This window comes from Vibrio tapetis subsp. quintayensis, assembly GCF_030409945.1.
In the GTDB taxonomy this organism is placed as follows: Bacteria; Pseudomonadota; Gammaproteobacteria; order Enterobacterales; family Vibrionaceae; genus Vibrio; species Vibrio quintayensis.
Window position 1 is genome coordinate 125,769 of sequence record NZ_JAUFQV010000023.1, and the last position, 14,311, is coordinate 140,079.

Here is a 14,311-nt window from a genome sequence, read left to right on the forward strand (position 1 = left end):
ATGAGTTCAGTAGATGGATACGATCGATATACGCGGCGCCCGCACCCATAACCTCAAAGATATCAGCCTTACTATTCCAAGAGACAAATTAACCGTTATTACTGGCCTTTCTGGCTCTGGTAAATCGTCTTTGGCATTTGATACTTTATATGCTGAAGGTCAACGCCGTTATGTTGAATCGCTTTCTGCTTATGCTCGCCAATTTCTTTCTTTGATGGAAAAACCCGATGTTGACCACATAGAGGGCTTGTCGCCTGCTATTTCTATCGAGCAAAAGTCGACCTCTCATAACCCCCGTTCTACGGTTGGTACGATTACTGAGGTATACGATTATCTACGCCTATTGTACGCCCGTGTTGGTGAGCCTCGTTGCCCTGATCATCATGTGCCATTAACCGCACAAACCATCAGTCAGATGGTAGACAAAGTGTTAGAGCTCCCTGAAGGCAGTAAGATGATGCTACTCGCTCCTATCGTAAAAGAGCGAAAAGGTGAGCATGTTAAAACTTTAGAGAACTTAGCCGCCCAAGGATTTATTCGCGCTCGCATTGACGGTGAAACTTGCGATTTATCCGATCCACCGACACTAGAGCTTCACAAAAAACACACCATTGAAGTGGTCGTTGATCGCTTTAAGGTCAGGGCGGATCTACAACAGCGTTTGGCTGAATCTTTTGAAACGACGCTAGAGCTTTCTGGGGGCATCGCGGCCGTTTGTTATATGGATAACAGCAAAGAAGAAGACATCATATTTTCTGCAAATTTTGCCTGCCCTCATTGTGGCTATAGCATGCAAGAATTAGAGCCTCGCCTCTTTTCATTTAACAACCCAGCAGGCGCTTGTCACACCTGTGACGGTTTAGGGGTACAGCAGTATTTCGATCCAGATCGAGTGATCTTAGATGAATCATTAAGTTTAGCCAGTGGTGCAATTCGCGGTTGGGATAAGAAAAACTACTACTATTATCAAATGCTCGGTTCACTGGCCGCACATTATGACTTCGATTTGGAAACCCCCTTTAACGAACTGCCGAAAAAATTCCGCGATATTGTCCTAAAAGGCTCAGGGCGTACTGAAATTGAATTCTCATACATCAATGATCGCGGTGATAGTCGTATTAAGCATCACGCCTTTGAAGGTATTCTTAATACCTTAGAGCGTCGTTACCGAGATACTGAATCCAATGCCGTTAGAGAAGATTTAGCCAAATATATCTCTACTAAATCTTGCACAAGCTGCGGCGGAACCCGCTTGCGAACTGAAGCTCGTAATGTCTTCATCGGTGAAACCACTCTGCCAGAGATCGTAGAGATGAGCATCATTGAGGCGATGGACTTTTTCCAGCAATTGGAACTTACAGGGCAAAAAGCTCAAATTGCCGATAAGGTAATGAAAGAAATTAATGACCGGCTAAGCTTTTTGGTTAATGTCGGTTTGAATTACCTGAACTTATCCCGTAGTGCTGAGACCCTATCTGGTGGAGAAGCACAACGCATTCGCTTAGCTAGCCAAATTGGTGCAGGCCTTGTTGGCGTAATGTATGTTCTTGACGAGCCTTCTATCGGCCTCCACCAGCGAGACAATGAACGACTGTTAAAAACACTGAATCATCTACGAGACTTAGGTAATACCGTGTTGGTTGTGGAACACGATGAAGATGCCATTCGCAGTGCCGACCATATTATTGATATTGGCCCTGGTGCCGGAGTTCATGGCGGCGAAGTTGTTGCTGAGGGTGACTATCAGACTATTATCAACACCCCAAGATCGTTAACGGGTCAGTACTTAAGTGGTAAGAAGGAAATATCTATTCCAGCCAAAAGAACGCCTTACGATAAAAAGAAAACCGTCGAACTAATTGGAGCCAGTGGTAACAATTTAAAAGAAGTGACCTTTACGCTTCCGGTTGGCTTGTTTACTTGTATTACAGGGGTTTCAGGTTCAGGGAAATCGACGCTGATCAATGATACTTTTTACAAAATTGCTCAAACGCAGTTAAATGGAGCAACCATTGCCACACCTTCCCCTTATAAGAAAATAGTGGGACTAGAGCACTTTGATAAAGTCATCGATATTGATCAAAGTCCGATAGGCCGTACACCGAGATCTAACCCAGCAACTTATACGGGGATATTTACACCGATACGAGAGCTATTTGCCGGGACTCAAGAATCTCGTTCTCGCGGCTATAAACCGGGCAGGTTCAGTTTCAATGTTCGAGGCGGTCGTTGTGAGGCGTGCCAAGGGGACGGCGTCATCAAAGTAGAAATGCACTTTCTTCCTGATGTATACGTACCTTGTGATGTGTGTAAGGGCAAGCGATATAATCGTGAAACCTTAGAAGTCCGTTATAAAGGCAAGACCATTGACGAAGTCTTAGAAATGACCGTAGAAGATGCTCATAGCTTCTTTGAACCCGTTCCAGTAATAGCTCGTAAATTGAAAACACTGATGGACGTGGGTCTGACTTATATTTGTTTAGGCCAAGCGGCAACCACCCTATCCGGCGGCGAAGCCCAAAGGGTGAAACTGGCTCGCGAGCTGTCAAAACGAGATACTGGTAAAACGCTTTATATCTTGGATGAACCAACTACCGGCCTTCATTTCCATGATATTCAACAATTACTGAATGTACTACACCGCTTGCGAGATCACGGTAATACCGTTGTGGTCATCGAGCATAACTTGGATGTAGTTAAAACAGCGGACTGGGTCGTCGATCTTGGCCCTGAAGGCGGGCAAGGTGGCGGTGAAATCATTGCACAAGGAACGCCAGAGCAAGTCGCAAAAGTGAAAGGCTCTCACACAGCACGCTTCCTTAAGCCTATGTTGAAGTAGAAAAAATGGTAATATCAATGCGGTCGATAGCCTTAACCATCGGCTGCATTGATAACAAGGACATAACTTCTCTATGGCAACTTTGCTCGTGCGTGGGACTCAATTAGAATCCAATAAAACGAAAGCTCCCCTCAACCGATATTTCTTGTACATGTTAGGCGCTACTTTTTTAGTCGCTATGCATTTCTTCATGCCTAATCCTGGCGGTTCAGGCTTAGCTCTGTCTTTTAATCCAACCACATGGATTACCGTAAGTTTCGCAATTGCTATTGGTTGTTACCAACTGGGTACCAATAAAACGTTACGATATTCAAAACTCACGATTATTCTCTTCTCCTGTTGTTGCATTCTTACCTTTCCCATATTTCTACCCAGCGCCGAATGGGGAGAAGCCATACATCGTATTGTTGGTTTATGGGCTGGTTTTGCACTATTTATGCTGCTACAACAATTTCGGTTTAGTAATGGGCAAAAACAAGCCTTACTTTGGTTTATATTGATAGCTGTAGCGATTGAAGCCGTGTTTGGTTGGGTACAGTATCTCTACTTACAACCAGTCAATCTCTTTGGCTACAATACGCTCGCCAATCGACCGTATGGTATTTTTCAGCAACCTAATGTCATGGCCAGTTTTTTGGCGACCGGCCTCGTATTGTCAGGCTACATGCTGGCAAGGCAACCTCAGAAGTATCGACGAGACCCTTTGCTACTTGCATTCATCGTACTCATTCCCATCATTACTGTACCACTCATCCTAGTGATAGCATCTAGAACTGGCTGGTTAACAGCAATTATTGGTTCTCTGCTCGTACTTCCCTACCTATGGAAATTTTCTACTAAACGCCGATTTACCTTTTGGGTATCTGCGATTTTAGCCGGGTTACTAATTGGCAATTTTGTATCCAACCTTGGCACCGATACGACGAGTGATTTGATTCAATACAAGGCAGACAAACAAGGGGATATCCGAACTACTTTTTACAAGCAAGGTCTCGATATGATCATCGAGAAGCCGCTAACAGGGTATGGTTATGGCAAGTTTGAACCCGCCTACATGCTTTATACTGCCCGTCAACACCAGTTAAATACTGATTACCCGGTCGGAACTCCAGCCCTCGATCATCCTCATAATGAATTAATGATGTGGGGAGTTGAAGGAGGGGCGATTCCTGTCATCGCAATTATAATTACTGCGCTCTTTGTGCTCTATAAAATTTATTCCGCTCGTGGCGGTACTCGCTTGGCGCTGCTAGGGTTATTAACCCCATTGGTTGTACATAGCCAATTAGAGTATCCGTTTTATCACTCAGCCATCCATTGGATCACATTCATTATTTTGCTATTTTGGCTTGATCAACGTACTGCCAAATACAAAATGTGGCGTTTCTCCAAAATCAGTAAAGTGGCATTGCGAGTCAGTTCTTTAGTGCTGCCAATGATCACGGCTTTCTACATGGTCAGTGCTTTGCATACCAATTACGTTCTGACTCAATTCGAAAAGTCACAGCCAAGACAACCAGAGCTATTAGATAACGTAACCAACCCTGTTGTTTGGAAAGACCGCTTCGATTGGGATGTATACAGTACTTATTTAACGATCGGTTTATACACTGCCGACCCTAAGTTGATACAGCCTTACATTGATTGGTCTCAAGATATTATTAGCCGGAAACCTCGCCCGGCATTCTATACAAATTTGATTTTGGCACATCAAGGGATGGGGAATGAAAGCAAAGCTAGCTTGATAAGATCAGAAGCGGAGTTTTTATTTCCAAATACAGACTTTTCTGAAGTAAATTATCAACCTCCATCAACATCTATTTCTACTTCTACTTCTGCGAAGGCCGTGAACCAAGTCGAAAAATAAAAATATCGCCATCAATAAAATTGGTGGCGATATTTCAGATTATCTAGAAGCTCGATGACTGACGTAGACGTTAATATCAATCGTTCAAGGATTCTTCTAGCGCTCTTAAGCACAAAGCGACGTTCTCCGCCCTGGCGGCGTATCCCATCAAGCCGATTCGCCATGCTTTACCGGCTAAATCTCCCAAACCCGCACCAATTTCTAGGTTATAGGTTTCGAGCAGGTGTGAACGAAGTTTGCCATCATCGACACCCTCCGGAAAATAGACCGCATTTAATTGTGGCAAGCGATAAGCTTCATCCACAACAAATCGGCAACCTAGCTTCTCAAGCCCATGCTTTAACTTTTCGTGCATCAATTGATGCCTGTGCCAAGACTGTTCTAACCCTTCGTTTTGCAGCGTAAGAAGCGATTCATGTAACGCATATAAGCTATTTACTGGTGCGGTATGATGATAACTGCGCTTGCCCTCACCACTCCAGTAACCTAGCACTAAGCTTTGATCTAAGAACCAGCTTTGCACTGAGCTCGTTCTCTGTTGGATTTTTTCAATCGCTTTGGATGAAAAAGTCAGTGGCGATAAACCAGGAACACAAGACAAACACTTCTGACTGCCCGAGTACACGGCGTCAAGCCCCCACTCATCCACCATCAACGGCACACCACCAAGAGATGTCACCGCATCAACGATAGTTAACGCACCATAAGACTGGGCAATTTTCGCTAGCTGTTGCGCATCTGATAATGCCCCTGTCGATGTTTCTGCATGCACGAACGAGAGAATTTTGGCATCTGGGTTTGCGATGAATGCTTGTTCGACTTTTTCGCAGCTGACCGGTTTGCCCCATTCGTCATCAACCACTACAGCAATACCACCACAGCGCTCGACATTCTGTCGCATTCGCTCACCGAACACGCCATTACGGCATACGATGACCTTATCACCAGGCTCGACTAAGTTAACAAAACAAGCTTCCATTCCAGCGCTGCCCGGAGCAGAAACCGCAATAGTAAATTCATTTTCAGTTTGAAATGCATATTTTAATAGCTGCTTAAGTTCATCCATCATACCAATAAACAGAGGATCCAAATGGCCTATCGTTGGTCGACTTAACGCTTGTAACACTTGAGGGTAGATATCTGATGGGCCAGGACCCATCAAGGTTCGTTGAGGCGGGGTAAAGCTTTTTATTGTCATAGGAATTCTCGCTTTAACTTTCAGATAGTCCAGAGTAGCGTGAATGCTCTAATGTAACAATTATTGCGAGGTCGAGTTTTGTTGCACTTTTTTTTACATGGTTAACTTTACAAACACACTATATTCATTTATCGGATTGACTTTTGCTCGATAAAACCGTTCAATGAAAGCTACAGAAGAGGAGCACTGCCTAGGGAAATAACATGTGGAGCCACAACTCCTACACATGTTATGGATGGGGAGCCGTGCCGAGATGAGTTGCACTTGTGGTGGTAACTTATCGGTTAATCAGGCTGAATCCTATTAACTGTCACCCTAAGGTGAAGCGCTTCTGAGATACGCGTCTATATTTATAACAAACACAGATAAAATATAGTCATAAATCGTATCTCTTCTCCGCTCGATCTTTCTCTCTTCAACATCGGATGTTTGGTAATAGCCTTTCTATTACCTATTAAATTTATTGGAAAAATTGGGAGCCCCCATCGTGAACTCATTTAATGTCGCCAAATTTGGCGGAACTAGCGTTGCAGATTTCACTGCGATGAGCCGTTGTACTGCGATTATTGAAAATAACCCAGCAACAAAATTGGTCGTAATCAGTGCTTGTTCTGGCGTAACTAATATTCTTGTTGCATTAGCAAACGGTGTCTCTGATGCTGCGAGTCGACAAGAATTACTCGTTCAATTGGCGGAAATTCATAACAATATTCTGGCTGAGTTAAATGATGCCGCCGAGACGACAACGCGCGTACGTGAAGTATTAGATACCGTTGCAAGCGCAGCAGATGCTGCATCTTTTCAAGTCAGCGATAAATTAACGGATCATATCGTAAGTTGTGGTGAGTTGATGTCGACTCATATTCTTGCTCAGCTAATGAGAGAGCGCGGCATTGATGCCGTTCGTTTTGATATTCGCGACATTATGCGAACCAATAACGTTCATGGCCAAGCCTCTCCTGAACTTTCTGCCATTTCCGAATTAGCAAAACAAAAGCTAATCCCACTTTGCCAAGACAAGGTCGTCATTACTCAGGGTTTTATCGGCAGTGATGAAGAGGGTAACACCACCACTTTAGGCAGAGGCGGCAGTGATTATAGCGCTGCGTTAATAGCAGAGTCCGTCAATGCATCTGGTCTTGAGATATGGACCGACGTACCCGGTATTTATACAACTGACCCACGAGTTGCCCCAAAGGCCACCCCTATTCCAGAAATTAGCTTCAGTGAAGCCTCTGAAATGGCCAACTTCGGTGCGAAGATCTTACATCCATCGACTCTATTACCTGCATTACGTCAACAAATCCCTGTTTTTGTTGGCTCTTCTAAAGCGCCTGAAAAAGGCGGCACTTGGATCCGACAACAAGTAGAAAGTGCGCCACTATTTAGAGCGCTCGCATTACGTGGCAACCAAACCATGGTCACGTTACGCAGCCTAAACATGTTCCATGCCTACGGCTTTCTTGCTGAAGCGTTCCGAATTCTTGCCAAGCACAAGGTATCAGTCGATTTGATCACGACATCAGAAGTCAGTGTGTCATTAACGTTAGATCAAACTAACACCGCAGGTGGTGCTCCTGAACTACCAGTAGAAGCGAGAGAAGAGCTAGAGAAATTATGCAGCGTGGATATTGAGCATGGCCTGAGCCTTATTGCCCTGATTGGTAATAATATGAGTGAAAGTAAGGGCTACGCGAAACAGGTCTTTAGTACGCTGGAAGAATATAACTTACGCATGATTTGTTACGGCGCTAGCCCACATAACCTTTGCTTCTTATTACATGAGTCCGTTGCTCGTAGCGCAGTTCAAGCGCTGCATGAAGAGTTGTTTGAAAGCTAAGTACTACGGTTAATAGAAAAAGAAAGGGCTTGAATTATCAAGCCCTTTAATATTTCGCATGCGTAACTAAGTTCACATTAGTTGATATTAGGACCTAACCATCTTTCAGCTTCTTCTTGGGTCCAACCTTTACGTTCTGCATAATCTTTCACTTGATCATCTTGGATCTGTGCGATCGCAAAGTATCGCGAATCAGGATGCGAAAAATACCAACCAGAAACCGATGCGCCTGGCCACATTGCATAACTCGTCGTTAATGACATGCCAATCGCTTCTTCTGCCTTTAACATCTCCCACAAGGTACCTTTCTCAGTATGCTCAGGGCACGCCGGGTAACCGGGAGCTGGTCTTGTTCCTTGGTATTTTTCACGAATCAAATCATCATTAGATAAGTTTTCATCCGGTGAGTAACCCCAGATATCCTTTCGAACTTGCTCATGTAAATATTCAGCAAATGCTTCCGCTAGTCTATCGGCAACGGCTTGAATCATAATGGCATTATAGTCATCACCGTTGGCTTTATACTCATCAGCCAATTCACGCTCACCAATCCCACCAGTAACGGCAAAACCACCAATCCAGTCTTTTTTACCACAGCTTTTAGGGGCTATATAGTCTGAAGTACAATAGTTAAAGCCTTTTGGTTTCTGTGTTTGCTGGCGTAGATTACACAAGATGTGTGCAACTTCTGTTCGACTTTCATCACTATAAACTTCGATATCATCACCAACACTTGCTGCGGGGAACAAAGCACACATACCCCGAGCTTTAAGAAGACCTTCACTTTCTACCCGATCAAGCATCACATTCGCGTCATGAAACAATCGCTTAGCTTCTTCTCCAACTTCTTCATGTTCTAGGATCGCTGGGTATTTCCCCATCAATGTCCAAGTCATGAAGAAAGGCGTCCAATCTATGTACTTTCTAAGAATAGACACATCAAAATCATCGTATATATGCACACCAGGTTTGCGTGGCTCGGGAGGAGTATAATTATCCCAATCGATATCAACACGATTTTCTCGTGCTTTTTCCAACGTTATTGGCTTTGTTCTTGGTTTTTTCCGGTTATGTTGATCGCGCACACGCTCATAGTCTAAGTCCAGTTTCTCTACAAAACCTGGCAGTAATTCCTTAGAAAGAAGTGACGTACATACGCCAACCGCTCGAGAGGCGTTGTTCACATAGACCACAGGCTTGTGGTAATTCTGCTCGATTTTCACTGCGGTATGCGCTTTAGATGTCGTCGCACCACCAATTAGAAGAGGCAACTCAAAACCTTGTCGCTCCATTTCTTTGGCTACGTGCACCATTTCATCTAATGATGGAGTGATAAGGCCAGATAAACCAATGATGTCTACATTTTCTTCCTTAGCTACTTTGAGGATCTTTTCACAAGAAACCATCACACCAAGATCAATGATTTCATAGTTATTACACTGCAAAACCACCCCAACGATATTCTTTCCGATATCGTGAACATCGCCTTTTACCGTTGCGAGTAAAATCTTGCCATTAGTCGCACCCACGTCTTTGGTCGCATTAATAAACGGTTCAAGGTGAGCAACAGCTTGCTTCATAACACGTGCCGACTTCACCACTTGCGGTAAGAACATTTTTCCCTCACCGAAAAGGTCACCAACAACGTTCATGCCATCCATTAAAGGACCTTCAATCACCTCGATTGGCCTTGACGCATTTTGGCGAGCTTCTTCGGTATCTTCGACAATAAACTCGGTAATCCCTTTAACTAGAGCGTGCTCCATCCGTTTTTCAACAGGCCAAGTTCGCCACTCTAATGCCGCAGGGTCATCTTCTTTTCCAACACCTGTATTGGCATATTCAGAGGCAATATCAAGCAAGCGCTCAGTACCATCATCACGACGGTTAAGCACCACATCCTCTACCGCAACCCGTAACTTGTCTGGTACGTTGTCATATATTTCAAGCTGACCAGCATTAACAATACCCATGTCCATTCCATTTTTGAAACAGTGGTATAGAAAAACAGCATGGATGGCTTCACGCACATAGTTATTGCCACGGAAAGAAAAGGATACGTTAGAAACGCCACCAGAAATCATGGCATGTGGTAGATCCCGCTTGATATCACCAACCGCTTCAATGAAATCAACCGCGTAGTTATTATGCTCGTCTATGCCCGTGGCAACCGCAAAAATATTTGGGTCAAAAATAATATCTTCAGGAGGGAAACCCACCTCATCGACTAAAATATTATAAGCGTTGGTACAGATCTCTAATTTTCGCTCTCTTGTGTCTGCTTGCCCTTCTTCATCAAAAGCCATCACGATAACAGCGGCACCGTAGCGACGAACTAGCTTAGCTTGTTGTACAAACTTCTCTTTGCCTTCTTTTAAAGAGATAGAGTTAACAATACTCTTTCCCTGCACACACTTTAGACCTGCTTCGATCACTTCCCATTTAGAAGAATCAACCATAATAGGCACTTTGGATATTTCAGGTTCAGATGCACACAGGTTTAGGAATCGAGTCATGCACGCTTCAGCGTCAAGCATGCCCTCATCCATGTTGATATCAATGATCTGCGCGCCGTTTTCAACCTGTTGACGGGCAACATCAAGCGCTTCATCGTATAGCTCTTCTTTGATAAGTCGCTTAAAGCGAGCAGAACCTGTGACATTGGTTCGTTCGCCTACATTAACGAATAGGCTGTCTTTCTCAATAGTAAGTGGTTCTAAACCGGAAAGGCGACATGCCACTGAAATATCTGGTAACGCTCGAGGTTTCACACCCCTGACAGCTTCAGCCATTTGGCGAATATGCTCAGGAGTCGTACCACAACAACCACCAACTAAGTTTAGGAAGCCACTTTGCGCCCATTCAGCAATATGCTCAGCCATGTCTTCAGGAGAAAGGTCATATTCGCCAAAGGCATTTGGAAGTCCCGCATTTGGGTGCGCAGAAACACTGCATTCAGAGATGCGAGAAAGCTCATCTACGTATTGTCTTAGTTCATCAGGGCCTAATGCACAGTTCAAACCAAAGGAAAGTGGTTGAACATGCCTAAGTGCATTATAGAAAGCTTCCGTGGTTTGGCCTGATAATGTACGGCCAGAGGCATCAGTGATGGTGCCAGAGATCATAACGGGTAATTCATACCCCAGCTCTTCAAATACTGTTTGAACCGCAAATGCACACGCTTTAGCATTTAACGTATCAAAGATCGTTTCGATAAGAATAAGATCAGAGCCGCCTTTAATAAGCGCATGTGTAGACTCGCAATATGCTTCAACTAACTCATCAAAGCTCACATTTCGAAAGCCAGGATCATTCACATCAGGAGAAATAGAACATGTACGGTTAGTTGGACCAAGCACACCAGCGACATATCTTGGGCGCTCTGGTGTTTTGAGAGTCCATTCATCAGCCGCTTCACGAGCTAACTTTGCAGCGACATAGTTAATCTCTGCACTTAGGCTTTCCATGTCATAGTCAGCCATGGCGATGGTTGTGGCATTAAATGTGTTGGTTTCTAGAATATCAGCACCAGCGGCAAGATAGTCCAGATGAATTCCTTTTATTAAGTCAGGCTTAGTAAGGACTAAAAGATCGTTATTGCCTTTTAAATCACAATGCCAATCAGCAAAGCGCTCACCACGATAATCATCTTCTTCAAGCTTAAAATCTTGAATCATGGTGCCCATGCCACCATCGATTAACATGATGTATTCTTTTAACTTCGCTTCAATTTGTTGTTTTACTTCGCTTCCAGCCACAATACTGCCTCATTCCTTGCGTATAGTTCATCCTATCATATCGATTATAGAAATCTAGACGGCTAAAGCCTGTTCTTTATTTTAATGTAAACAAAATACGCTATCCGATAAAGAATAAAAAGCATTTGATATTTTTACGTGCTAGATAGAGAATCAGAATTCACATTTAGTTACATTTGAGCGAGTTTCACATCATGTCCGTTTATTACACCCTGTGTTTCCTATCAGCGGCAGCTATGTTGATTGCATTTATCAACTCTAAATTCGGTAAAATGCAAACAACCATAGCCATAACGGCTGGTGCTTTGGTTTTATCGCTACTCATCATCGTTGCTGGCCAAAATGATTGGTTCGAGTTGCGTAATGTCGCCATGGAAACAATGACGACAATTAACTTTGAAGACTTTCTTTTGAAAGGTGTATTAGGTTTTCTTTTGTTTGCCGGTGGCTTAGGCATAAAGCTGCCCAATTTAGAAGATCAAAAGTGGGAGATCACTATTCTCGCTTTAGGAGCTACGCTTATTTCAACCGCGCTCATAGGTTTTGCTCTCTATGGTTTTTGTTTACTCATAAATGTGCCGCTCGATCTTATTTACTGTTTGTTATTCGGCGCCCTGATTTCACCAACCGACCCCATCGCAGTGCTCGCGATCGTAAAAAAGCTAGATGCACCAAAACGTATTTCAACTCAAATAGAGGGAGAGTCATTGTTCAATGATGGTTTCGGTTTAGTTATTTTTGTCACGCTATACTCCTTTGCATTCGGTACAGAGGTGCCAACTTTTGGCAGCGTTTCCATCTTGTTCTTGCATGAGGCTATCGGGGGAATCGTCTATGGCTACCTCCTAGGGCTATTGTTTCACTACCTCATTAGCGCAACCGACGATCACTCTATGGAGTTACTATTGACGATTGGTATCCCAACCGCTGGGTACACTTTTGCGCAGGTACTTGGAGTCTCTGGGCCATTAGCAATGGTGATTTCTGGAATAATGATTGGGAACTGGACCAGATTTGTGGGCTTCTCTAAAGAAAGTGAAGAACACTTAGACAGTTTTTGGGAATTGATTGATGAATTCTTAAATGGCGTGCTTTTTCTGCTTATCGGTATGTCTATGCTGTTATTCAACTTCCACCAGGAAGACTGGCTACTCATGGGCTTCGCGATCCCTCTAGTACTTGCTGCTCGTTATATCAGTGTTAAAACCGCTTACCTAGGCTTTCAACGATATCGTAACTATAACTCTTGGTCTGTAAAGATATTAACTTGGGGAGGACTTCGAGGAGGCCTAGCATTAGCAATGGCACTTTCAATCCCATCAGGAATACTCGTCATCCCAGATAAATCGATTGATGTAAAAGAGATCTTACTGGTTATGACTTATGCTGTTGTTGTTTTTTCAATCCTAATACAAGGTTCAACAATTATTCCGATGATTGAAAAAGCCAAAAAGGAAGAATGATTAACAATAAAGGCCATCGATGTGGCCTTTATTCATATGATAAGCGCTTAGTCATCTTAGGCAGTTAATTAGCATTCCCCGTTGCAAGGTATGCTCAGTCTTTTGTGAAATTCTCTTCAGAAAAACTGTCCAAGTCATATGGAGTCTGCTGGTATACACAGTAGTTCAGCCAATTCAAAAACAGCAAGTGCCCGTGACTTCTCCAGCTCGCTACTGGCTCATTGTCTGGATTATCATTCGGATAATAATTAACTGGAATTGCAGGTTCCATACCCTCACCTAAATCACGTACATACTCATAGTGTAATGTATGAGAATCATATTCGGGATGCCCTGTTACAAACACGTTACGTTTATCTTTGGTTGATGCTAAGTAAACGCCTGCTACGTCTGAGGTGGCCAAAATGTCTAAATCAGTATGCTCCTCTAGATATTCTGATGAGAAATCAGCATACCTAGAATGAGGGGCCAGGAAAGAGTCATCGAATCCACGTAAGACCGGATGAAACTCTTGCTGGATCTTATGGTGGTATACGCCAGATAGTTTTTCTTTACGAGTTCTTTTCGGAAGGTTATACAACAATTTCAACCCAGCTTGCGCAGCCCAACATACATAAAGTGTTGAGGTAACGTGTGCTTTAGCCCAGTTCATGATTGTCTGTAAGTGTTCCCAATAAATCACATCTTCGAATTGCACTAAGCCGAGTGGCGCCCCTGTAATAATTAAACCATCAAAGTTTCGGTCTTTTACCATTTCAAATTGACGATAAAAGTTATCCAAATGTTCGGTAGGCGTATTTTTACTTGGCCGATTATCAATACGCAGGAGTTCTACGTCTATCTGAAGTGGGCTGTTAGATAATAACCTAAGAAATTGAGTTTCTGTCTCGATTTTTTTAGGCATCAAATTCAAAATCAACACTTTAAGCGGACGGATTTCTTGAGTGGTTGCCCGAGATTCCGGCATCACAAATATTTTTTCTTGTCTCAATACATCCAATGCAGGTAATTGATCTGGAATCCTAATTGGCATCTTACTTTCTCCCTAAAGATTATAGCCATCTATATGGCTACATTATATCAGTGGATACCGTATGTCGAGGGGAAAATGTGAAGTAGATTACCGTTTACTACAGGCGTAAAAAAGCCCAAGTCGTGAGACTTGGGCTTAGTATAAGTGGCGGAGTGGACGGGACTCGAACCCGCGACCCCCGGCGTGACAGGCCGGTATTCTAACCAACTGAACTACCACTCCGCAGTGGAATACTCACAAAGTGAGTGTTCATCTCTTTAGATTGGTCAATCTAAAGATTAAATTTAAAGCCTGGCGATGTCCTACTCTCACA

General features: G+C 43.5%; 7 protein-coding genes, 1 tRNA gene and 1 riboswitch. Of the genes, 4 read left to right on the forward strand and 4 right to left on the reverse strand.

Annotation, left to right across the window (positions count from 1 at the left end):
• The first annotated feature begins 13 nt into the window (after window positions 1-13).
• Together uvrA and QWZ04_RS08815 are read left to right on the forward strand one after the other, a co-directional pair.
• Entirely contained in the window at window positions 14-2,839 is a 2,826-nt protein-coding gene (gene uvrA / locus QWZ04_RS08810; RefSeq protein WP_290327064.1) for an excinuclease ABC subunit UvrA, read from the forward strand.
• A gap of 73 nt (window positions 2,840-2,912) precedes the next feature.
• On the forward strand, window positions 2,913-4,706 hold the full coding sequence (locus QWZ04_RS08815) for a PglL family O-oligosaccharyltransferase (protein WP_290327066.1): 1,794 nt from the start codon (window positions 2,913-2,915) through the stop codon (window positions 4,704-4,706).
• 76 nt (window positions 4,707-4,782) lie between these two features.
• On the opposite strand, the gene QWZ04_RS08820 is transcribed toward QWZ04_RS08815, so the two are convergent.
• Complete coding sequence (locus QWZ04_RS08820) at window positions 4,783-5,904, reverse strand: pyridoxal-phosphate-dependent aminotransferase family protein (RefSeq protein WP_290327068.1); 1,122 nt, start codon at window positions 5,902-5,904, stop codon at window positions 4,783-4,785.
• A gap of 168 nt (window positions 5,905-6,072) precedes the next feature.
• Window positions 6,073-6,243: riboswitch (Lysine riboswitch) on the forward strand.
• Window positions 6,244-6,391: 148 nt separating this feature from the next.
• Between QWZ04_RS08820 and lysC the strand changes: the two genes are divergently transcribed.
• Window positions 6,392-7,744 (forward strand): lysine-sensitive aspartokinase 3, encoded by a 1,353-nt coding sequence (gene lysC, locus QWZ04_RS08825; protein WP_290327070.1) that lies wholly within the window; start codon window positions 6,392-6,394, stop codon window positions 7,742-7,744.
• A 77-nt stretch (window positions 7,745-7,821) separates the two neighbouring features.
• Here lysC and metH read toward each other — a convergent pair whose 3' ends face one another.
• A complete protein-coding gene (metH, locus tag QWZ04_RS08830) occupies window positions 7,822-11,502 on the reverse strand; it encodes a methionine synthase (protein WP_435433595.1) in 3,681 nt (1,226 codons plus the stop codon).
• A gap of 194 nt (window positions 11,503-11,696) precedes the next feature.
• Between metH and QWZ04_RS08835 the strand changes: the two genes are divergently transcribed.
• Complete coding sequence (locus QWZ04_RS08835) at window positions 11,697-12,965, forward strand: cation:proton antiporter (RefSeq protein ID WP_290327072.1); 1,269 nt, start codon at window positions 11,697-11,699, stop codon at window positions 12,963-12,965.
• 94 nt (window positions 12,966-13,059) lie between these two features.
• On the opposite strand, the gene metA is transcribed toward QWZ04_RS08835, so the two are convergent.
• The gene (gene metA, locus QWZ04_RS08840; protein WP_290327073.1) at window positions 13,060-13,998 is read right to left on the reverse strand and encodes a homoserine O-acetyltransferase MetA; all 939 of its coding nucleotides are present in this window, start codon (window positions 13,996-13,998) and stop codon (window positions 13,060-13,062) included.
• A 145-nt stretch (window positions 13,999-14,143) separates the two neighbouring features.
• Window positions 14,144-14,220 (reverse strand) — tRNA-Asp (locus QWZ04_RS08845).
• Window positions 14,221-14,311 lie beyond the last annotated feature (91 nt).

Excerpts from the sequence above, each read along its gene's own strand:
- QWZ04_RS08835 (WP_290327072.1), top strand. The coding sequence starts at position 11,697 with ATGTCCGTTTATTACACCCTGTGTTTCCTATCAGCGGCAGCTATGTTG.
- QWZ04_RS08820 (WP_290327068.1), bottom strand. The coding sequence starts at position 5,904 with ATGACAATAAAAAGCTTTACCCCGCCTCAACGAACCTTGATGGGTCCT.
- metA (WP_290327073.1), bottom strand. The coding sequence starts at position 13,998 with ATGCCAATTAGGATTCCAGATCAATTACCTGCATTGGATGTATTGAGA.
- uvrA (WP_290327064.1), top strand. The coding sequence starts at position 14 with ATGGATACGATCGATATACGCGGCGCCCGCACCCATAACCTCAAAGAT.
- QWZ04_RS08815 (WP_290327066.1), top strand. The coding sequence starts at position 2,913 with ATGGCAACTTTGCTCGTGCGTGGGACTCAATTAGAATCCAATAAAACG.